General features: G+C 45.3%; 23 protein-coding genes and 1 riboswitch. Of the genes, 16 read left to right on the top strand and 7 right to left on the bottom strand.

Annotated features, from left to right (window positions below):
* Positions 1-14: 14 nt before the first annotated feature.
* From ACXAGP_RS01535 to ACXAGP_RS01520, 4 genes are read right to left on the bottom strand one after another with little or no spacing between them, the layout of a single operon-like run.
* Positions 15-1,760 carry a sugar phosphorylase gene (locus tag ACXAGP_RS01535; protein WP_475259089.1) on the bottom strand — a complete coding sequence of 582 codons (1,746 nt, stop codon included), beginning with the start codon at positions 1,758-1,760 and terminating at the stop codon, positions 15-17.
* Between the two features lie 12 nt (positions 1,761-1,772).
* Positions 1,773-2,993 carry a glycosyltransferase family protein gene (locus tag ACXAGP_RS01530; RefSeq protein WP_475259088.1) on the bottom strand — a complete coding sequence of 407 codons (1,221 nt, stop codon included), beginning with the start codon at positions 2,991-2,993 and terminating at the stop codon, positions 1,773-1,775.
* Positions 2,994-2,999: 6 nt separating this feature from the next.
* Complete coding sequence (locus tag ACXAGP_RS01525) at positions 3,000-3,827, bottom strand: HAD-IIB family hydrolase (RefSeq protein WP_475259087.1); 828 nt, start codon at positions 3,825-3,827, stop codon at positions 3,000-3,002.
* Between the two features lie 27 nt (positions 3,828-3,854).
* Entirely contained in the window at positions 3,855-4,706 is an 852-nt protein-coding gene (locus tag ACXAGP_RS01520; protein WP_475259086.1) for a kinase, read from the bottom strand.
* A gap of 453 nt (positions 4,707-5,159) precedes the next feature.
* Between ACXAGP_RS01520 and sufB the strand changes: the two genes are divergently transcribed.
* The 13 genes from sufB to ACXAGP_RS01455 all read left to right on the top strand — a co-directional run bounded on the left by sufB (position 5,160) and on the right by ACXAGP_RS01455 (position 14,848).
* Positions 5,160-6,596 (top strand): Fe-S cluster assembly protein SufB, encoded by a 1,437-nt coding sequence (sufB, locus tag ACXAGP_RS01515; protein ID WP_475259085.1) that lies wholly within the window; start codon positions 5,160-5,162, stop codon positions 6,594-6,596.
* 30 nt (positions 6,597-6,626) lie between these two features.
* On the top strand, positions 6,627-7,397 hold the full coding sequence (sufC, locus tag ACXAGP_RS01510; protein WP_475259084.1) for a Fe-S cluster assembly ATPase SufC: 771 nt from the start codon (positions 6,627-6,629) through the stop codon (positions 7,395-7,397).
* Complete coding sequence (sufD, locus tag ACXAGP_RS01505) at positions 7,394-8,659, top strand: Fe-S cluster assembly protein SufD (RefSeq protein ID WP_475259083.1); 1,266 nt, start codon at positions 7,394-7,396, stop codon at positions 8,657-8,659. The genes sufC and sufD overlap by 4 nt, the downstream gene beginning before the upstream one ends.
* Positions 8,656-9,873, top strand: coding sequence for an aminotransferase class V-fold PLP-dependent enzyme (locus ACXAGP_RS01500; RefSeq protein ID WP_475259082.1), 1,218 nt, complete (start codon positions 8,656-8,658; stop codon positions 9,871-9,873). The genes sufD and ACXAGP_RS01500 overlap by 4 nt, the downstream gene beginning before the upstream one ends.
* Before the next feature lie 26 nt (positions 9,874-9,899).
* Positions 9,900-10,256, top strand: a complete 357-nt coding sequence (locus tag ACXAGP_RS01495; protein ID WP_475259081.1) for a HesB/IscA family protein — start codon at positions 9,900-9,902, stop codon at positions 10,254-10,256.
* 8 nt (positions 10,257-10,264) lie between these two features.
* On the top strand, positions 10,265-10,798 hold the full coding sequence (sufT, locus tag ACXAGP_RS01490; protein ID WP_475259080.1) for a putative Fe-S cluster assembly protein SufT: 534 nt from the start codon (positions 10,265-10,267) through the stop codon (positions 10,796-10,798).
* Between the two features lie 26 nt (positions 10,799-10,824).
* Complete coding sequence (locus tag ACXAGP_RS01485) at positions 10,825-11,238, top strand: SufE family protein (RefSeq protein ID WP_475259079.1); 414 nt, start codon at positions 10,825-10,827, stop codon at positions 11,236-11,238.
* 102 nt (positions 11,239-11,340) lie between these two features.
* Positions 11,341-11,557: riboswitch (molybdenum cofactor riboswitch) on the top strand.
* Complete coding sequence (gene moaA, locus ACXAGP_RS01480; protein ID WP_475259078.1) at positions 11,546-12,514, top strand: GTP 3',8-cyclase MoaA; 969 nt, start codon at positions 11,546-11,548, stop codon at positions 12,512-12,514. Its footprint overlaps the riboswitch before it by 12 nt.
* Before the next feature lie 19 nt (positions 12,515-12,533).
* Entirely contained in the window at positions 12,534-13,037 is a 504-nt protein-coding gene (moaB, locus tag ACXAGP_RS01475) for a molybdenum cofactor biosynthesis protein B (protein ID WP_475259077.1), read from the top strand.
* Between the two features lie 12 nt (positions 13,038-13,049).
* Positions 13,050-13,583: a cyclic pyranopterin monophosphate synthase MoaC gene (moaC, locus tag ACXAGP_RS01470; protein ID WP_475259076.1), complete on the top strand. Its 534-nt coding sequence runs from the start codon at positions 13,050-13,052 to the stop codon at positions 13,581-13,583.
* A complete protein-coding gene (moaD, locus tag ACXAGP_RS01465) occupies positions 13,577-13,822 on the top strand; it encodes a molybdopterin converting factor subunit 1 (protein ID WP_475259075.1) in 246 nt (81 codons plus the stop codon). Before moaC ends, moaD begins: the two co-directional genes overlap by 7 nt.
* Positions 13,823-13,824: 2 nt before the next feature.
* Positions 13,825-14,280, top strand: coding sequence for a molybdopterin synthase catalytic subunit MoaE (gene moaE / locus ACXAGP_RS01460; protein ID WP_475259073.1), 456 nt, complete (start codon positions 13,825-13,827; stop codon positions 14,278-14,280).
* Positions 14,281-14,314: 34 nt separating this feature from the next.
* Positions 14,315-14,848, top strand: a complete 534-nt coding sequence (locus ACXAGP_RS01455) for an AAA family ATPase (RefSeq protein WP_475259502.1) — start codon at positions 14,315-14,317, stop codon at positions 14,846-14,848.
* A gap of 7 nt (positions 14,849-14,855) precedes the next feature.
* Here the strand turns inward: ACXAGP_RS01455 and ACXAGP_RS01450 are convergent, their stop codons facing one another.
* The 3 genes from ACXAGP_RS01450 to cmoA all read right to left on the bottom strand — a co-directional run bounded on the left by ACXAGP_RS01450 (position 14,856) and on the right by cmoA (position 17,045).
* The gene (locus tag ACXAGP_RS01450; protein WP_475259072.1) at positions 14,856-15,218 is read right to left on the bottom strand and encodes a nuclear transport factor 2 family protein; all 363 of its coding nucleotides are present in this window, start codon (positions 15,216-15,218) and stop codon (positions 14,856-14,858) included.
* A gap of 112 nt (positions 15,219-15,330) precedes the next feature.
* A complete protein-coding gene (cmoB, locus tag ACXAGP_RS01445; RefSeq protein WP_475259070.1) occupies positions 15,331-16,296 on the bottom strand; it encodes a tRNA 5-methoxyuridine(34)/uridine 5-oxyacetic acid(34) synthase CmoB in 966 nt (321 codons plus the stop codon).
* Positions 16,297-16,307: 11 nt separating this feature from the next.
* The gene (gene cmoA, locus ACXAGP_RS01440) at positions 16,308-17,045 is read right to left on the bottom strand and encodes a carboxy-S-adenosyl-L-methionine synthase CmoA (RefSeq protein WP_475259069.1); all 738 of its coding nucleotides are present in this window, start codon (positions 17,043-17,045) and stop codon (positions 16,308-16,310) included.
* 189 nt (positions 17,046-17,234) lie between these two features.
* Between cmoA and ACXAGP_RS01435 the strand changes: the two genes are divergently transcribed.
* The 3 genes from ACXAGP_RS01435 to ACXAGP_RS01425 all read left to right on the top strand — a co-directional run bounded on the left by ACXAGP_RS01435 (position 17,235) and on the right by ACXAGP_RS01425 (position 21,550).
* Entirely contained in the window at positions 17,235-17,870 is a 636-nt protein-coding gene (locus ACXAGP_RS01435; protein WP_475259068.1) for a LuxR C-terminal-related transcriptional regulator, read from the top strand.
* Between the two features lie 38 nt (positions 17,871-17,908).
* The gene (gene add / locus ACXAGP_RS01430; protein WP_475259067.1) at positions 17,909-18,907 is read left to right on the top strand and encodes an adenosine deaminase; all 999 of its coding nucleotides are present in this window, start codon (positions 17,909-17,911) and stop codon (positions 18,905-18,907) included.
* 336 nt (positions 18,908-19,243) lie between these two features.
* Positions 19,244-21,550 carry a TonB-dependent receptor gene (locus tag ACXAGP_RS01425; protein WP_475259066.1) on the top strand — a complete coding sequence of 769 codons (2,307 nt, stop codon included), beginning with the start codon at positions 19,244-19,246 and terminating at the stop codon, positions 21,548-21,550.
* Positions 21,551-21,888: the final 338 nt, after the last annotated feature.

The following is a 21,888-nucleotide window of genomic DNA, read 5'->3' as shown; positions in this document are numbered from 1 at the left end:
GTTTGGGAGTCGCGCTAGCTATTGGCTAACCACACAGTTTGGTATGGCTGTAGCGTAACTTCTTCCATCGGGTCGCTGATTTTGGTGTCAGTGATCAGGTCTCGCCAGGTATCCGTGACCGTTAAGTTGAGTTCACCCATACGCAATATTTGTGGTTCGTCAGTAATATTGCTTATACAAAATATACTTTGACGGCGATCCATGCTTTGACGCCAAAAGCCAAATAGTTGCAAACCCAGGTGCAAAGTAAACTGGATGGCATTGGGGTGGAAGGCTTTCTGTCGGGTGCGAATATCAATGAGTTGTTTCATTCTGTTCAACACTTTTTGATGGTGATTGAACTTAGAACCCAGCTCCATTGTTAACATGTCGTAATCCCAACGCTTGCGGTTAATCGCTCTATTGTGATGAGTGTTTTTCAACTTCTCGTAATCATTAGTGGTGCCCAACATGCTGTGGATGTAGATGCCCGGGATACCTTCCAGACCTAACATGATGGCATGGGCGCAAATAAAGCGTTCTAATCCCCATTTGTCTGGTCCGGCTGTGGTTCCTTGTAGGGCATCAAACAGCGCAATATTCATTTCATAAGCTTTTTGCTCACCACTTTCGGTGGTGCGCCATGAGATACGTCCCCCAAATTGCTTCATGGTATTGATGAGTGTGCTTATCTCTTCATCAGACAATAACCCTTCGGCAGGTCTTAACCCAATTCCATCGTGGGAGGCGATAAAGTTAAAGTAGGTGGTGCCATTTTGGGCTGGCGGCATGCTCATTAACCAGCGCTTCAAGTACAGACAGTTACCGGTGATCAAGGTGTTTACCAGCAACGGTGGCAGGCTGAAGTTATAAATGGCGTGAGCTTCGTTGGCGTTGCCGAAATAAGTGAGATTTTGGGTGTTTGGAATATTGGTTTCAGTGATGATCACCGCATCCGGTTGTGCATGTTCAATCAAAGAGCGCAATAAGCGAATGATTTCGTGGGTTTGCATCAAGTTAATGCTGGTGGTACCTACTATTTTCCATAAAAACGCCACGGCATCCATGCGGAAAATACGCACACCTGAGTCCAGGTATTGTCTGATGATCGATACAAATGCCAGAAGCACATCGGGATTGCGAAAATCAAAGTCCACCTGGTCGTGACTAAAAGTACACCAGACGTGCTCTAATCCCCTCGCTGTTTCTGTCTCGCGTAGCAATGGCGAGGTGCGAGGACGCACAACTTGTGACAAATCATCATCAGGGGAGGCGGTAAAGAAGTAATCTGAACCTGGTCCTTCACCTCGGATAAAGTTTTGAAACCAGGCACTGCGACTGGAACAGTGGTTAATTACCAAATCTGCCATCAAGCGTCTGTCACCAGCAATGTTTTCAATATCCTTCCAGTCGCCAAGCGCTTCATTGACACTGGAGTAATCGATAACAGAAAAGCCATCGTCGGAGCTATAAGGGAAGAAGGGCAATATGTGGACACTATTTATGGTGTTACCAAAATACTTGTCCATAAATTTACGCAGCGTTTTTAATGGGTGTTCATTATCCCGAATAACGCTGTCACCATAGGTGATCAATATTACATCACCCTCGTCCCAATTATTCTGAAAAAAGCCCGGTTGCTGAATTTCATCGTCAAGGCGCATCAGAGCGATTAGTTCATCACTGAGTTTGTCATAGGAGCGATTCAACGTGATACCGTCGTAAATCACCTCAAGTTGCTGCTGTAATTTGTGTTTCAGGTTGTCTAACAGCTCTGACATAGCGAGAATTCCTTAGCTAAATTCATTAAAGTCTAATTCAACGGCTTCTTTGATTTCATCCAGAATATCCGGTACCGCACTCACCACTCTGTTCCAGGTGGGAATAAACGGCGTTTCCATGGGATTTTCCAGAAAATGTTGGCCTGCAGTCATGATGTTTTGTGCAAACATCTCCACGGCATTTTCTTCGGTATGGATATCAAATTTCAAGCCGTTCATGATGGCATCGTTATTGAAGGTTTCTACAAAATCAAGTGCAATGCGATAATAAGTCGCCTTTAATGAGCGGAATGTACCGGCATCGAATTTTTCACCTTGGGTGGCGAGCTTGCGAAACAGGGCCTTAGCGATATCAATGGACATTTTAGACAAGCCCGCTTGCTGGTTGTCCAGTGATAAATCCTGATGTTTGTGATCGTAGGTTTGGGCGATATCCACCTGACATATACGGTTGTGGGAATAATTACGGTGCATTTCTGATAGTGTTCCGATTTCCAAACCCCAGTCGCTGGGAATACGCAAATCATTGAGAACATCTCGGCGGAAGGAGAATTCACCGGCTAACGGATAGCGGAAGCTGTCCATGTATTCCAGATATTCATTGTGTCCACATACTCTTTGCAGCGCTCTGATTAAAGGAGTCACCAGTAGGCGGGAAACGCGGCCGTTAATTTTGCCGTCTGCCACTCTGGCATAATAGCCTTTGCTGAATTCATAATTAAACCTGGGATTGGCAACGGGGTAGAGTAAACGCGCCAAAAGTCCGCGATCATAAGTTAAAATATCACAATCATGCAGGCCAATAGATTCGGCCTTTTTGGTGGCCAGAATATAACCCATGCAATACCAAACATTGCGCCCTTTTCCTAGTTCAGTGGGAGCCAACTCTAATGACTGGAGTTTGGCATCAATGGCCTTTAAGCGAGGTCCATCATTCCACAATACACGATGGTGCTGAGGGAGTTTGCTGAAAAACTGCAACGCGTGGCGGTATTGTTCCTCTGTGGCTCTATCTAATCCGATAACCACCTGAGACAAATAATCTACTTTGGCAATATCATCAATGATGTTGGGGAGCGCTTCGCCTTCCAGTTCTGAGAACAGTGAAGGCAGTAACAGGCCCATAGGGCGAGACTGACTGAAGGATTTAAGTTCGCTTTCCAGTTCCTCTACGCTTCGGTCTACTAAGTTGTGTAATGTGGTAATTACCCCATTTTGATAAAAGTCTGCCATGGTCATTTACTCCTGGTTGAACACGATTTTTTCGAGGCATTCAGACCAGCCAGCTGGTCCGTAGAGGGTACTTTGGTATAGATGTTGTTGTTTTCTTATTATTGGAAATGGGTGGCTATGGGATTTTATTTGCACAGCAATATCCGCAGCTTCCAGCATGGCGCTATCGTTTTGGCTGTCACCTAGCGCTATTGTTTTAAACTCTTGCTCTTCACATTCGCGGGAAAACATTTGCGCCAGCCATTGCATGGCTTTGCCCTTATCACTGTCACCACAGATATGAGTAAACCTGCCACCAGTAAGGACCGTTGCTCCTGCGGCTTGCATGGTATGCAAAAATTCTCGTTTGGCATATTCATCACCACTCCAGTGTAGCGGCTCCCCATATTGGCGCTGCATGGCCTGATGGGCCGCATCATGGGATAGACCAGTGAGGCCAACTACTTCTTCGGTACTCATTTGTGAAAAGCCTTTGAACATGCCGTAAAAGTGTTGACCATGTTGCTGAATGAGTGAGAGCCAATGGCTTCGTTCAGGACAAAAAGACTTAATCCACATCTCTTCTTTTTCCACTGTTTCTGGTGGTTGCCAGGGGAAAAAGTCTTTTGGAATGGCTACCGCGGCACCGTTTTCAAAGATAAACGGGGTGTTGAGCTCCGCACTTTGCTGGAAACTACTCAACTCAGCGAAGGTTTTACTGGTGTTTGGAATAACGAAATGTCCGGCTGCTTTGAGTTTTTGCAAGGTGTCTGCTGCGGCCTCAAAACTATAACTGTCGTGGTCCAATAATGTCCCATCCAGATCAGTAAAAATCAAAAAAGTGGTTAAGGACATAAGCTACGTCTCCTTTGGGTACACATGTTATAAACCGCGGACGTCGACGATGGCGCGTTGTGCATTAAGTTTGAATACAATATCGCTTTGTTCTGGCAATGTTCTCAAACACTCTTCTGTTAAACGTTGATAATACTGAATAAAGTCCATGACTTGTTGTTCACTCATAACGCGGTTGTGCTTTTGGTCCTTAAGCTTAGCCGATAATTTTTGTTCTTGTTCCAGGCGCCATTGAAAGACGTTCTCAAAACCGGGCGCTTGTAACATCACCCAAAAATCCATCATTTGATGTAAAGGTTGGTAATGCTCTGATATTTGTTGATTAACCCAGTTTCGCCAGGTGAGATTGGCATCTTGTTCCGCCTCTAAGGCATTAACCGGGTAACGAAGTTGCAGTGGGGTTTGCGCTGCGACCCCCCAGCACCAGCCTTCCATAATGACTAGCTCAACCGGACCTTTCACCTTTGGCCATTGATTTTTCGGGTATGGATCATCAATCGCTTTGTTAAAACGGGGTAGAGCGCACTCTTGCGAAGTTGCCAGACTCGTTAACGTTTGCTGCATTAATTGAGTATCGTGGGTTCCCGGAACACCGCGTGTGGCTAATAATGGCGAAACTGATTCAGCTAGTGCTTTGCGGGTTTGACGGTTGTGATAAAAATCATCAAGGGATAACACAGCCACTGAGAGCCCTTGTGCGGTAAACCATTCACCGAGAAAGTCACTCAGGGTAGATTTACCCGAGCCTTGACAGCCGTTGATGCCAAGGTAAAACGTCCCGCTCTTATCCTGGACTTTATTTTTAATGCGCTCCGCAAGCGGCAAAAAATAGTCAGATACTGTTTTTGCAAAGTGTTCAGGTAGTTGATGAACTTTCAAAAAGTTTGCTAAATATTCGGCGTTAATGGTTTAACTCCTGTTAACCGCAACATCTGGTAATGGTAAGAATGGTTCAACATTTATGCCATTCGACAATATGACCTGATCCGACCTTTGTGATTCAGGTGATACAAGGGAAACAGTTAATCGTAATAAAGAATAAAGCATTGGCTGAGAAATACAGGTGCACCAAAATGGTGAGTTTAATTGAAGGGGTGTAATTCTGTGGTGCAAAGTTTTGCCTTTTTTTGGTGCGAGATAATGCTTAAATATAAGTCATAAACAAATAATCCTTAAAAACTATGCCGTTAACGGTGGCGATAAAAGGGATAATACTTGAGTAAATTACTCAGGTAATTTAACATTGCCGCCATTATTGAGACTGGCGCCTGCTATACCCATTTTGCGGGAATAAATATTGGCGTTATTGTCAGCTTAACAAAAGATGATGGTATGTCTGAACAAATAGAAGACGCGTTAAAAAAAGAGTATGAAGCAGGGTTTGTCTCAGCGATTGAATCAGAGACATTCGCGCCCGGGCTGGACGAAGATGTGGTTAGACGCATTTCTGAAGTCAAAGGGGAGCCACAATGGATGCTAGATTGGCGCCTCAAGGCGTTTCGCATCTGGCAAAAGATGGAAGAGCCGGATTGGGCACATCTGAATTACCCCAAAATTGATTATCAAAATATCTCGTACTATTCAGCCCCTAAGAGTATGGCGGATAAACCCAAATCCCTTGACGAGGTGGATCCAGAATTACTGGCCACTTATGAGAAGTTGGGTATTCCTCTGCACGAACAAGAGATGCTGGCTGGCGTTGCTGTAGATGCCGTGTTTGATTCGGTATCAGTTGTAACCACGTATCGTGAAAAGCTGGAAGAAGCGGGCGTTATCTTTTGTCCCATCTCTGAGGCAGTGCACAAATATCCCGAGCTGGTTAAGAAGTATCTCGGACGGGTAGTCCCTCAGCATGACAACTACTTCGCTGCACTTAATTGCGCCGTGTTTACCGATGGTTCTTTTGTTTACATTCCAAAAGGCACACGCTGCCCGATGGAACTATCTACTTATTTCAGGATCAATGAGCAAAACACTGGCCAGTTTGAACGTACCCTAATTGTTGCTGACGAAGGCAGCCATGTCAGTTACCTGGAAGGCTGTACCGCACCTCAACGGGATGAGAACCAACTCCATGCCGCAGTTGTTGAGCTAGTGGCGCTAGATGATGCAGAAATTAAATATTCCACAGTGCAAAACTGGTATCCTGGAGATGCAGAAGGGCGTGGCGGTATCTATAACTTCGTAACCAAGCGCGGTATTTGCCATACCAATGCAAAAATCTCCTGGACACAAGTTGAAACAGGCTCCGCCATCACCTGGAAATATCCAAGCTGTATATTAAAAGGCGATAACAGCGTTGGTGAGTTTTATTCGGTGGCATTGACGCGCGGTAGGCAGCAGGCTGATACCGGAACAAAAATGATCCATATCGGTGAAAACACCAAATCTACTATCATCTCCAAAGGAATATCTGCAGCACAAAGTAACAACAGTTATCGCGGCTTGGTACAGATGCACAAGAGTGCTAAAAAAGCCCGTAACTTTACCCAATGTGATTCGTTGTTAATTGGTGATAAGTGTGGTGCGCACACATTCCCTTATGTAGAAAGCAGTAACCCCAGTGCTATTGTTGAACACGAAGCGACCACCTCAAAAGTCAGCGACGAACAGATGTTTTTGTGTCAGCAACGGGGGTTAGATGCCGAAAAAGCGGTATCCATGATCGTAAACGGCTTTTGCAAAGAAGTATTCAAAGAACTTCCCATGGAGTTCGCCGTGGAAGCTGGCAAGTTGTTAGAAATCAGTTTAGAAGGCTCAGTAGGTTAAGGCCTGCAGCGCAAGTAAGGTAGTTAATAAATGTTAAAAGTTGATAATTTAAAAGCGAAAGTCGAAGAAAAAGACATCCTGAAAGGCCTGAGTCTGGAAATTAACCCCGGTGAAGTGCATGCCATTATGGGGCCAAACGGTGCCGGTAAAAGTACTTTAGGATACGTATTGTCGGGTAAAGATGGCTACGAAGTCACTGAAGGTGGCGCTACTTTAAATGGCGAAGACTTACTGGATATGGAAATTGAAGATCGCGCCAGAGCGGGTTTATTCCTTGCCTTCCAGTATCCGGTTGAAATCCCCGGTGTGAGCAATCTGGAATTTATGAAAGCGGCAGTTGATGCCGTACGTGAATCCCGCGGTGAAGAAGCACTGAGTTCAGCGGACTTCCTCAAAGCGGCTAAAGCTGCCTGCAAACAAGTAAACCTGCCGCTGGAATTCTTAAAGCGCGGTGTTAACGAAGGTTTTTCCGGTGGTGAAAAAAAACGCAACGAAATCATGCAAATGATCTTGCTGCAGCCAACCCTGTGCATTCTGGATGAGTCAGACTCTGGTTTGGATATCGACGCGTTAAAAGTCGTAGCCGAAGGCGTAAACAGCCAACGTGATGACAAACGTAGCTTCGTAGTGGTTACTCATTACCAACGCTTACTAGATTACATCAAACCTGATTTTGTACACGTTTTATCCGATGGCAAAATCGTGAAAAGCGGTGATGCGTCACTGGCCCACGAACTGGAAGCTGAGGGTTACGCCTGGTTAGAGACCTATGACCGCAATGCGGAAGAGGAAACTGCATGAGTGCCTGGTTAGCCAATGCGATTGAGAAAGGTCAGCTGGTTGACGATTGGCTTTCTGGTCAGCGTCAAGCCTCTCTTGCATTACTAAAACAACAAGCCTGGCCGGGTCGCAAAACCGAAGACTGGAGATACACCTCCGTGCGAGCTATGGAAAAACGCTCAGGTGAGGGAACCAGTACTGCAGGTGTGGCCGAACTGCGCGCTATAGAAAACCTCGATGCCGTTGAATTGCATTTTGTAGATGGCCATTTTCAGGGGAATAGTCAGTCGCTGCCTGAAGGACTTAGCGTTGTGGATTTGGCTCAGCCAGACACACAAGCACAAGCTTGGGCGGTAAAAGCATTCGCAGCTTGTAAACCACAAAAACACTTATTCGGTCTGGTGAATGATGCGCTTGCTGACAATGGTTTGATCATCGATATTGCTGCTAACGCAGAAATAAAACAGCCGCTGCGCATCGTCAATACCATCACCCAAGATATTGATGTGCAACATCGTATCTTGGTGCGTTTAGGGCAAGGTGCGAAAGCAACGGTAATCGAGCATGCTGAAGGTACACAAGCCAGTTACTTTTCTGGTTTTGCGGAATACTTTGTCGCCGAAAACGCCTATCTGGAGCATTACCGTTTTTGCCTTCGTACAGGACAAGCATTGAGCATTGGTGGCAGTCACTTTGAACTTAAAAGCGAAGCCGAGATTAACTCAACGCTGGTGGGCTTTGGTTCTGAATTATCCCGTTTGGATGTGGATGTGATGCACCGTGGTGAACGCGCACATGCCAAAATCAATGCAGTATATTTGCTGGGTGCGGGAGAAAAGTTCGACTTACATAGCTGTATTGAGCACGAGATCGGCCACTGTACAACTGATGAAACAGTTCGCGGTATTGTGGGAGATAAAGCCACTGCCACATTTAATGGTCGTATTCACATTCATCGCGATGCCCAAAAAACATTGGCGGAGCTAAACAACAAAAACCTGTTGTTAACTGATAATGCCACCATCAATACCAAACCTGAGTTGGAAATATATGCCGATGACGTGCGTTGTGCGCACGGTGCAACGGTCGCTGAGTTAGATAAATCCGCTCTGTATTATTTAACCAGCCGCGGTGTGAGCAAAGCTCAAGCTTTGGTGATGTTAAATTTTGGATTTATCAATGCGCTGGTGGATGAAATGCCAAATGAAGCCTTAGCACAATGGTTGCGTCCGCAATTGCAGCAGCGTTTTGCTAACATGAATCTGGAACCGATTGAAGCATGAGTCTAGATGTTTTAGCGATTCGACAACAGTTTCCAATCTTGCAACGCAAGGTTGATGGCAACCCATTGGTTTATCTGGATAACGCTGCCACGACGCAAAAGCCACAAGCGGTTATCGATGCCATCAGCCATTATTACACTCATTGTAACAGCAACGTGCATCGCGGTGCTCATACGCTGGCGGACGAAGCGACGCGCTTGTATGAAGCCGCTCGCGAAAAAGTGGCAAGCTTCATTAATGCCTTTGATAAGAAAGAGGTGATCTGGACTGCAGGCACCACCGAATCTATCAATATTGTGGCTAATGGCGCTAAACAGCTTTTACAAGCCGGTGACGAAGTGATAGTTACGGAAATGGAGCACCACGCTAACCTGGTTACCTGGCAACAGGTGTGTAAGGTTTCCGGTGCCACGTTAAAAATTGCGCCCATTACCGATAATGGTGAATTGAACATCGCTGAATTTCAGTGCTTGCTTTCAGAAGCCACGAAGTTTGTGGCCATTCCCCACATAAGTAATGCGCTAGGAACGATTAATCCATTAAACGAGCTTATCCCAATGGCGAAAGCCGTTGGTGCTTGGGTGATGATAGACGGTGCCCAAGGTATCGCCCATGGCGATGTTGATGTGCAGGAATTGGGGTGTGATTTTTACGCCTTCTCAGGACACAAGTTTTTTGCGCCTACCGGGATAGGTGTGTTGTGGGGACGTGCTGAAGTCTTGAGTGATTGGCCTGTTTGGCAAACCGGTGGTGAAATGATTTCAGTGGTTACTTATGAAAGTGCCACATGGGGGGAGTTGCCCAATCGGCTTGAAGCGGGCACACCCAATATTGCAGGTGCCGTTGGACTAGGCGCTGCTATCGATTGGTTTAACACGCTTGATCTTGAAGCGGTTAAACAACATGAAAAACGCTTGATGGACAAAGCCGTGGAATTATCAAGCACGGTTGATGGTCTAATTATTAAGGGCAATGCCGCTAACAAAATTGGTGTGTTTAGTTTTGTTATTGAAGGCACTCACCCCGCAGATATTGGCTTTTTGCTGGACAAGCAAGGCATTGCTATTCGCACAGGGGACCACTGTGCCCAACCTTTAATGCAACGATTGGGTGTTCCCGGTACAGCACGCGCTTCGTTTTCTATCTACAACACAATAGAAGAGATTGAAACGCTGTTTGCAGCATTAAAGAAAGTCAAAATGATGTTGATGTAATGCCAATTGGTATAAGAGAAATTAATATGTCGGTAAATACTTTCGATCCAACAGCCGCGCTGGTAACCGTTACTGATTCAGCCAAGACGCATTTTGCCAAAATGCTGGGTGATAGTCAGGATAAAATGATCCGCTTAGGCACTAAAGTCAGTGGTTGTTCTGGATATGCGTACACGCTAGATGCGGTTGAAGAAAAAAAAGCGAACGATTTAGAAATTACCCTGGATAATGGCATGGTTATCCTGGTGGCTGCAGATGCTGCGCCATTGGTACAAGATACCGAAATTGACTATGTCACCGTAGGGATCAACGGTGAGATCCGTTTCAATAATCCCAATGTCGTCAGTGAATGTGGCTGCGGCGAAAGCTTTAACGTAGGTTAATCATTCCGATGCAGAAAAAAATGGTGGTAACTCAGCGAGAGTGCCCGGCCAGGCGTGTGCCTTCGGGAGAACAGACCACAATTCCCGCAAACCAGTTTGTAACCATAAATCAAGCCCTTGGTGGCAACTACACTGTCACCTGGATGGGTAATATGCTGCGCATTGATGGTACTGACGGTGATGCCATTGGCATGAAACCAGAAGAGCTCAGTTTTGATTCTATTGAGCACGAAGGGATATTGGAAGAACAGGTTAATCAGGCGCTAGATACTATCTTCGATCCTGAAATTCCCATCAGCCTGGTGTCTCTTGGATTGATCTACAAAGTCGATATTGATCAGGACAGTGGTCTGGTTACTATTGACATGACTCTGACCGCACCTGGCTGTGGTATGGGGCCGGTGCTTATCAGTGACGTAAAATATCGTGTAGCAAAAGTCCCTAATGTTACTGCGGTAAAGGTTAATCTGGTATTTGATCCACCTTGGACAAAAGATATGATGTCCGAAGAGGCGCAGCTGGAAGCTGGCCTGTTTTTCTAATTTAAGCAAAAGACAGTTTGTAATCTATGAGTCTACCCACTACTGACGAAATTCTTGACGACCTGGCATTTTTTGATAGCTGGGAAGAGCGCTATAAATATATCATTGATTTGGGTAAAGCTCTTGAGCCATTTCCCGCTGAGTTGCAAACCCCTGACCGCCTTGTAAAGGGCTGTCAAAGCAATGTCTGGTTGGAAATTGGCGGTGATAAAGAGCGCATCCAGTTTCTGGTGGATAGCGATGCCGTCATTGTTAAAGGCCTTTTAGTGCTTGTGCTTGCGGCTTATAACAACAAATCGCCGCAAGATATCCTCGCCTTTGATATTGATGATTATTTCCAACAGTTAGATCTGGAAAGGCACATCAGCCCCACACGGGGTAATGGCTTAAAAGCGATTGTTGCCCGCATTAATAATATCGCCACTGCGGCATTGCCGTAGTGGGCTGAGCCTTACATTCAAATTCCTTTCAAACCCAATTGATATATTAAATGCACGATTAGGCATTGTAATTAAGCGGTGTCAGGGGTAATTTGAAAATCACTAAAAACGAAACTCCGAGCCTTTGTTCCTAAGTAGCTATCGCTGGTTATAGGGGGCTCTGGCCGCTTTGCAAGCTGTTACATGAGGTGATGGTGCAAAGCATGGGTTGTTTGTCAGTCGTGATGCTGACCTGCGAGAAATCGAACAGCCTCCCGAAAGTGGTGCCGAATGGATGTGGTAGCCCTTTAACTTGGAAAGGTGTGTAATGCTTCAAGATACTCACGGACGCCGGTTTCATTACCTGCGCCTGTCTATAACGGACGTGTGTAATTTCCGCTGTAATTATTGTTTACCTGATGGTTACCAATGTGATTCCGATAGAGACTTTTTATCTCTTAGTGAGATAAAAACCATTGCCCGCACATTTGCTTCTTTAGGCACCTCTAAAATACGCCTAACTGGCGGGGAACCGTCTCTGAGAAAAGATCTGCCTCAAATTATCCAAGCTTGTGCTGAAACTGACGGTATTGAAAAAGTGGTGATCACCACCAATGGCTATCGATTCCCTGATGTGATTGATGACTGGTATCAAGCGGGCATCGCAGGCATTAATGTGAGTATCGATTCATTAGATGCTAACGTGTTTAACAGCATTACTGGTGCTGACAAGTTAAAAGCGATTCTCGCAGGCGTGGAAAAAGCAGCTGCTATGGGCATTCCCGTTAAAATCAATTCTGTTTTGATGAAGGGCGTGAATGACAATAGCCTGCAACAGTTTTTGAATTGGTTGCAAGACACTCCTGTCACTTTGAGATTCATAGAGTTGATGGAAACCGGGCTAAGCCATCAATTTTTCACACAACATCACATCGCTGGTGAACCCATCAAGCAGCGCTTATTACAGGAGGGGTGGACGCGTATTGTCAGGGGCAAATCAGCCGGACCGGCGCAAGAGTTTCATCATCCTGATTACGCAGGCAAAATCGGACTTATTATGCCGTACAGTAAGGATTTTTGTGATAGCTGCAATCGTTTACGAATTTCAGCTACTGGTAAATTACATTTGTGTTTGTTCGCTGAACAAGGTCTGTCATTAAGGGAAGAGATTGCCAATGGTGACGAGCAGTCGTTACGGCACAAAATCAGTGAATTACTTACGACAAAAGAAATTAGTCACTGGTTGCACGAGGGAAAAACTGGTGCGACAAAACACCTGGCGATGCTGGGTGGATAAACAAGGGCAAAACTCATTTATGAATTCTGAAAATACAAAACTCAATATCGCGGTATTAACCGTTTCTGATACTCGCACCGAAGAAACCGATACGTCGGGACGCTATTTGGTGGAAGCCATTACCGAAGCCGGCCATTCCATCGCAGAAAAGGCGATAGTGATAGACGATAAATACAAGCTTAGAGAAATCGTTTCACGCTGGGTGGCTGATGAGCAAATTCAGGTGGTGGTGAGTACTGGTGGGACTGGTTTTACCGGCAGGGATACGACACCAGAAGCCCTGAGTGTACTGTTTGATAAAAACATTGAAGGCTTCGGTGAACTATTCAGGCACATTTCTTATCAGGAGATAGGAACGTCTACCGTGCAATCCAGAGCCTTTGGCGGTATTGCCAATCGCACTGCTATTTTTTGCCTGCCGGGCTCCACGGGGGCATGTAAAACCGGTTGGAACGGTATCCTGAAAGAACAGCTGGATAGTGCGCACAAACCCTGTAATTTCGTTGGTCATTTAACCAGTTAAGCGGCGTTTATTATGCAAGAATCTAACTCCTTCAACTCGCCATCGCTTAGCCATATCAATACCAAAGGTGAGGCGAGCATGGTAGATGTCACGGAAAAGTCGGTTACCCAACGCGCTGCAGTGGCGACAGGCAGAGTAATGATGTCCAAAGCAACCTTTGACTTAATTGTTTCCGGCGGTCATGCCAAAGGTGATGTATTAGCCGTGGCCAGAATCGCAGGCATCCAGGCTGCAAAAAAATGTGCCGATCTTATTCCCCTTTGTCATCCATTGATGTTGAGTAAAGTGCAGGTTGACTTTGAACCTGATGAGAGCCAGTCACAAATTAATGTGCGTGCGTTGTGTAAACTCGCAGGTAAAACGGGCGTTGAAATGGAAGCGCTCACCGCAGTATCGGTGGCCTGTTTAACTTTGTTTGATATGTGCAAAGCGGCGGATCCTGAGATGATTATCTCTGACATCAAAGTGCAATCTAAAACAGGCGGCAAAACTGGCGACTGGATCAGAGAGCAGGGCACGTCATATAAAGGAGGCTCTCAATGTTAACCGTGTTGTTTTTCGCACAGCTTAGAGAAAGGCTCAAGTGTGATAAATTAGAACTCGCAGAGCAACCCAAAACCGTTTCTGAATTACGCCATATACTGGCGCAAAGGTCGCCACTTTGGAAAGAATTGATTGCTAGTGAACTGGCTATTGCTGCTGTAAATCAAACCATTAGTAGCGACGATGTTGTTATTAAACCTGGTGATGAAGTGGCGTTTTTCCCGCCGGTAACTGGAGGTTAAGCTTGGCACAGATTAAGATATCGGTGCAGGAGCATGACTTCTCTCTGAAGGATGAGTATCAAGCATTGCTGGGAGACAGCGCTGATCCTGGTGCCGTTGTAAGCTTTATCGGTTTGGTTAGAGACTTTAATGATGGACGCAATGTTACCGGGCTTAAATTAGAGCATTATCCCGGCATGACAGAAAAAGCCTTAAATGACATAGCTAAGCAAGCTGCACAGCGTTGGCCGTCAAATGCGATAACCATTATTCATCGGGTCGGTCAGCTGCAACTGGCAGATCAGATAGTGCTTGTTGCAGTTTCCAGTGCTCATCGAGGCGACGCTTTTCAAGCTTGTGAGTTTGTGATGGATTATCTGAAAACCAAAGCGCCTTTTTGGAAAAAAGAAACCACTAACGATGGTGAATTTTGGGTGCAAGCTAAATCCGCCGATGATGAGAAAGCGAATAGCTGGTGAGTATAGCCTTCAAGGATAGAAAAAATTGAAGGTTGTGGCCATAAGCGGTGCCTCCGGTAGTGGGAAAACAACGCTGGTTAAATTACTGGCAGAACACTTCAGCTGTCCCTATTTGCTGTTCGATGAATATGTTGAAAAGCACACTTTCCCGAAAGATATGAAAGCCTGGCTGCAGCAGGGGGCCAATTTATCTGAGCTTAAAACACCTGGTTTTATCACGGCAATCGAAACGATGAAGTTGGGTAACGCTTACCCTTATGTGTTTATTGAAGAACCCTTCGCTCGATGTCGAGAATCCATAGCCGCATTTATTGATGTTGCCGTGTTTCTAAATACTCCTTTAGAGGTTTGCTTGTCTCGAGTCATACAGCGCAATATTAATAACTCTAACGTTGACTCAGCCAATCAAGTTTTAACTTATCTGGCAAGGTATGATGATCATCTTAGAGAGATTTATATCGAGACAGCGGCTCAGGCTAAAAGCACCAGTGACTTTGTGGTGGATGGCAGTTTGCCCGCTGATATCACCACAAAGCTAATAAAGAAATGGTTGGCCCATCGGGCCTAAATAACCCTTATGCAGGGTCCCCCGTGCCTGCAAAACCCGTCATTCGGATAATGCGATCGTCAGAAAGTTCTACAAAGTACTGCCCGTGTTGAACCATTTGCTTGCCATCCGGTCCCATGCCGCCAAAGGCCACGGTTACACGGGTGTGATTACCGATAGTATCGCTTTTAACCACTTCAGCCTTCCAGCCCGGCGCATTAGCGCTGAACATACCGACATAAGCACAGAGTGCGTCAACGCTATTTATGGTTTCGGGTGTACGCGGATCGTGATATTCCACTTCAGAAATAACGGCGCTTTTGATGGTACTTGCCCGGCTATCTTCTTCGGAAAGCTGCCAGGCACTGAAAAAAGTTGAGATAGGATCCATATTAATTCTCTTTTTAGATGAGTCGGATCCAGTGTAAAGAAAAAAAATTCACTTGCCTATATGCTCTTTCATCAGACTTTTCCTTGTGCGTGACATCTTTGTATCCAGCTGATTATCTGTTTGCTATCAGCGTTGCTCTTAGTGGAGCGGGGTAGCCTTCTATGGTTTTACTGATGTCTTCTTTGTCCAGGAAATCCACCAGGGAGTGACTGGTCATCCAGTCGGTGGCTCGCTGTTCTTCAAGGCTGGTTTCGTCGAGATTGACGCAGCGGATATTCTTGAATCCCGCTCGACTCATCCAATGTTCCAGAGCCTTAACACTGGGTATAAACCAAACATTGCGCATTTGAGCATAGCGTTCACCCGGAACCAAAACGGTATTTTCATCGCCTTCCACTACCAGGGTTTCCAACACCAACTCACCACCCGGTTTTAGCTGTTCTTTGAGTTGCTGTAAAAACTCAAAGGGACTTTTGCGGTGATACAACACGCCCATTGAAAACACGGTATCAAAGGCTCTTAATGCCGGCATTTGTTCAATGCCCAAGGGCAATAAATGAATAGGGTGATTTGGTGCGAAATGTTTTATTGCCTGAAACTGAATTAAAAATAGTTGGGTTGGATCGATACCTACCACCATTTCAGGCTTTTGCGCTAACATGCGCCACATGTGATAGCCGCTGCCACAGCCCACATCCAGCACGGTTTTGTTGGCTAATGACGAGATGTGAGGGGCAACCCGATCCCATTTCCAATCGGAGCGCCATTCCGTATCAATATGGATATCGTGAATATAAAAGGGACCTTTGCGCCACGGCATAAACTGTTTGAGTAGTCCGGTGATTTGTTTCTGCTGATATTTCGTGATGTCGCTGGCACTGCCGATGCTCACTGAGTCTGTCAACTTGATCTGTGCTGGCGCGGTTTCGGGTAATTGTTCAACTAATTTTACCCACTTCTTAAAATCGCCATGTAATGCTTCTTTGTGCCATCTGGCTAAATGGGCAGGCAAGGTCTCCAGCCAATGAGCTAAATCCGTTGCCGCGATTTCCCGGTAAAAATCATAAAACCACTTCATTGCTCGTCTTCTCAGTTATTTTGGGGTTTGATAGCTAACATAGAGGCAAAGTTAAAGCACTGGAACCAGGTGAGGGTTTCCGAAAAGCCAATTTGTTTTAGACGATTCAGGTGAAACGGCAAGGACTCCAGTTTCATTACATTTTCAAGAGCAGTACGCTTTTGGCTAATCTCTAGCTCGCTGTAACCATTGCGGCGCTTAAATTCATGGTGCAGTTCAATCAAGCTTTCGTCTGCCGTCGAATGCCCCAGGGAAACTTTTTCAGACAATATGAGCACACCACCTGGATTGAGCCCGGTGTAGATGTTTTCCAGCACTTCCTGGCGCTTTTCAGGGGCGATAAACTGCAAGGTGAAATTCAGTATAACAACCGAAGCGTTTTCAACTTTGGTTTCCAGCACATCGGCCTGTTCAACAATCACAGGGATATCGGATTTAAACGCGGCAAGATGACTTTTACAGCGGCTTACCATGTCGGCACTGTTGTCGATGGCCTGTATTTTAATATTCTTGGCAGTGGCATACTTTCTTACTGATAAGCTGGCAGCACCTAATGAACAACCCAGATCGTAAATAGTACTATTGTCTTGCGCGAATTGTTGAGCTAAAAGTCCAATATTATCTACAATGGTGCTATAGCCCGGCACTGAGCGCTGTATCATGTCTGGAAAAACCGCCACAACATCCTGATCAAATTTAAAATCAGCGACTTTTTCTTGCGGTTTGGAGTAAATGAGATCTTTAGTCAATGTTTTAGCTGTTAGATAAAAAAATACTATTCTAACGCAAAACCAAGGTTGTCAAAAACATTAACTCGTTGCCTTAAATACAAATTTTTTGCGAGTGAAACAAAACAGTCATGAAAATTATTAGACTAAAGTTGTAGACTACACCATAATTGCCACAAAGGTGTGATAGAGATTTTCATAAGGCCAAGAATGACAAAAATAATAGTAGCAGATGATCACCCATTGTTCAGAGATGCGTTAACAGCGGCATTAAATGCTTTGCTGGACGGTTTAGAGTTTTTACACGCAGGAACTTTGGACGAATCCATCGCGCTGTTAGAGCAGAATAAAGACATTGATTTGGTTCTGTTGGATTTACACATGCCCGGCAGTGAAGACTTCTATGGTGTTATTCGTATTTCCGAAGATTTCCCTGATGTACCTGTTGCGGTTGTATCTGCCAGCGATACGGCAACGGTAGTATCAAAAGTGATGGCCTTTGGCGCTCGCGGCTTTATTCCTAAAACCACCCCGTCTTCAGATACAGCTAATGCTATCAAAGCCATATTGGGTGGCTCTACCTGGCTGCCAGAGTGCATGAGAGACAACCTGATAAAAGTGGAAAGAGAGGATATTGATATTGCCTCTAGAATGGCGGAACTTACCCCAAAACAATTCCAGGTGTTGAAGCATTTACAGGGCGGTATGTTGAATAAACAGATCGCGTTTGACCTGAATATTACTGAAGCAACAGTAAAAGCTCATATCAGTGCAATTTTCAAAAAACTGGAAGTGAATAACAGAACGCAAGCAGTTTTGGTTGCAGAGAAGCTACAACTCAATTAACGTTTCCCTTTCGATTTTTACAATCCAGGGACACAACTATGATAAATACCGATCTTCCTTTGGTGGATTTACACCGTCACCTTGATGGTAATATTTTACCTGAAACCATCTGGCGTCTCGCCAACAAAAACGGCATCGAATTGCCTGCTTCTTCTCTGGAAGAACTCATCCCTTTGACCCAAATCCAGGATCAAACCAGCGATTTGTTAGCCTTTTTACAAAAGCTGGACTACGGCGTATCAGTATTAGCCAATATTGACGATTGTTACACTGTGGCTTATGAAAATATGCTAGATGCGAAGCGCCAAGGCATCGATTATGTTGAGCTGCGCTTTTCTCCCTACTACATGGCCATGAATCACAATCTGAATATGGCAGACGTGGTTGCTGCTGTAATCGATGGTGTAAGAACAGGCGAGAAAGACACGGGCGTTAAAGCTAATCTTATCGGGATCTTAAGCCGCACCTTTGGTGCTGAGACCTGTATGGCGGAATTGGATTCGCTGCTGGTACACAAGGATAAAATAGTGGCTCTGGACTTAGCGGGAGATGAAATAAACTTCCCGGCGGTGCAGTATCAGGAGCATTTTAAAAAGGGCAGAGATGCGGGGTGGAACATCACCGTGCACGCTGGAGAAGCCGATGGCCCGCAAAGTATCTGGAATGCCATAGAGATGTTAGGCGCAACACGAATTGGTCATGGCGTTGCGGCGACGCAAGATCAGAAGTTGATGGAATACATGGCCACAAACAACATTTCTGTGGAATCTTGCCCGACCTCCAATTACCAAACCGCAACCATTAAAGCGGTAAAAGATAGCCCCATGCCGGTCTTTTTGGACAACGACATCGTGGTGAGTTTGAATACCGACGACCCGGCAGTGTCCAACATCGATTTGCCTCATGAATACGATGTGGCAAAAAATGTCATTGGTTTGACTGATGCGCAATTGCGTCAGGTGCAAGAGAACGGTGTTAAAGCGGCGTTTTTGTCTGAGTCAGAAAAACAGGCGCTTTTGGCCAGCAAAGCACAGTAGACACGCTTTTCCAAAAACATCTTTTTAGAGCCCGGCAGGTTATTTCAACCGCCGGGCTTTTTTGATGGAATTAACAACAAAGTGTGCTTGAAATAGCAGCAATCAAAACAAATCTTGACCAAATGGTTAATCTCTGTGAGACTCAAGTGGTTTGGCAGTTTTGGGCATAGACTGACCAGTGCAGAGAAAAAACTAGTAAAAAATCGGCATTTGTTTACAAAAAACTGCTGTTTTTACTTACTTTTTCAATGAAATATCTGCAATAAGCATTAAAATAAAGAACATAACAATAAGAATAAAAACAAACTCACACATTAAATTTTATGGACACAGCAAATGATTAAAAAATCAGCGATTGCAGTTGCACTACAGTGCGCTCTTCTGTCTCTTGGTGCTCAAGCCCAAGAAGCCGACGATAACAGTGGTCTTGAAACCATTACCGTAAAAGCCCAGAAAAGAACCCAGAGCATCCAGGATGTTCCAATTTCCATTTCTGCGCTAAATGGTGAAAAGTTCGAAGCGATTTTCTCTGGTGGTGACGATATTCTTTCTTTGGCAGCAAGAGCGCCGGGTTTGAATGCAGAATCTTCCAACGGTCGTGTCGCCCCTCGTTTTTACCTGCGTGGTTTAGGTAATACCGATTTTGACCTGGCAGCTTCTCAGCCAGTGTCCATCATTATGGATGACGTAGTTAAAGAAAACGTAATCCTGAAGAGTTTCCCTTTATTCGATATTGAGCAAGTAGAGGTGTTGCGCGGTCCACAAGGTAGCTTGTTTGGTCGTAACACCACAGCAGGTATTGTTAAATTTGATACCCGCAAGCCGACTGAAGATTTTGAAGCTTTCGTTGAAGCCTCAGTCGCAACCATGGATACATTCAACGTAGAAGCCGCTGTCGGTGGTGGTCTAACGGATAACGTTTCTGGCCGTTTTTCTTTGTTGTCGCAAAATCGCGGTGACTGGATTGACAATGGTTGGACTGGCGAAAACGATGCGATGGGCGGTTTTAACGAACTAGCCTGGCGTGGTCAGTTGTTGTGGGACGTTAACATGGATACGTCTGTGTTATTACAAGCCTATGGTCGTGACCTGGACGGAACTTCTTCTATTTTCCGCGCCAATGGTTTAAGTACTGGTAGCAATGACTTCAACCAGAACTATGACCGTGATGTGGTCTATTACGATGCCGACCTGGATGGTGACGGCAGACAAGATCGCAACCCACAGAATTACGAAAACACTGGTGTAACTTTGCGTATCGATCACGAGTTAACCAGCAACATTACGTTGACTTCTATCACTGATTACAATGTCGCCGAAGGTGACTCATTGGGTGATATTGATGGTGGTGTCATAATCGCTGGTGATGCTTCTGACGTACCTGCAGGATTAACCTATGCAGAGTATGACAATTTTGGCACGCCCACAGTAACCTTCCCGGGTTTTATTCCTTTCGGTGCTGTTACACAAGATAGACTGGACGATTTACACCAGTTTACTCACGAAGTGCGCTTAGTTGAATCTGGCCCAGATGATCTGGATTGGACAATCGGTGCCTATGTGTTTGACGCGGAATTTGATGTAACCTCTATTGATGGTTTCTTCGGTGCCACCACTGTTACGCACTCTAACCAATCTTGGGCTATCTTTGGTCAAGTGGCCTATGACATGACTGATGATACTACGTTGACAGTGGGCTTGAACTACACCAACGACGAAAAACAATTGTCAGTTGGAGACCAAAACGTCAACGGTTTCGCTGTCGTTATTGGTGCTGCCAGCGTTCAGGACTACCCTGATATAGAAGTTGACGATAGCCAGCTAAGTGGTGATATCTCAATCAATCATACCATCAACCGCGATGTGAGTGTGTATGCTCGTGCCGCTGTGGGTTTCAGAGCGCCAACTATCCAAGGCCGTGATGTTGCCTTTGAAGCTGCGCCATCTGTTGCTGATTCTGAAACGGTCACCTCATTTGAAGTGGGCTTTAAAGCTGACTTGCTGGACCGTGTATTGCGTTTAAATGGTGCAATTTATCATTACGAAGTTGAAGATATGCAGTTTTCTGCCATTGGTGGTGACGGTAACTTCACTCGTTTGATTAATGCCGACAATGGTATTGGTCAAGGTTTTGAAGTTGAAGCAACCTGGCTTGCGGCAGAGGGTTTAACTTTAACTGCAGGTTACAGCTATAACGACACGGAAATTGATGATCCGGACCTACGCGTATCACCTGGTTGTGGTGCGGGGCAGTGTACATTGCTTGATCCAACGGACTCTAATGGTCTGGCGATTGTTGATGGCAACCCGTTCCCACAAGCACCTGAATCGAACTTTAGTTTCACTGCACGTTACTCCTTTGAAATCGAAAGCGGTGAAATCTTCGCTTACACCGATTGGGTTTACATGGGGGAGACCAACATCTTCTTATACGACTCTGTTGAATTCACTACAGATTCTCAATTTGAAGGTGGTTTAAGAGTGGGTTACGAAAACTTTGATAGCATGTACACGGTGACTCTATTCGGCCGTAACATTACTGATGAAGAGAATCTTCGCGGTGCTATCGACTTCAATAACTTAACTGTGATTGATAACAACCCACGCGTTTGGGGTGTAGAGTTCCGCAAAGAATTCTATTAATCACCAGCAAGTGTTAGAACGTCAAAAGCCGCCCAAAACAGGGCGGCTTTTTTGTAGGTTCGACTTAAGTCGGACAAAAGCGAATTTCTATGTTGTAGGAACAAAAATCGGCGATGCGGACAACAGTGGTTGATTTAAACTCTGCTGTCCAGCTAAAGCAGGACTTACAAAAAAAGATATTCACGCCATCCATGGCGATCAAGCTCCCCCTACAAATGTTCTGGTGCACGTTCAGCATTTCCATCATCCCTTTTGGACCAAAAAACGCAAAAATACGTGCAAATGGGCCCATTTAAACGAACAACACCTGCATCTCATACATTATTTGAGTGAATTTC

Source organism: Planctobacterium sp. AWM4_229, from assembly GCF_056160305.1.
This window is presented reverse-complemented; position numbering and strand designations above follow the sequence as displayed.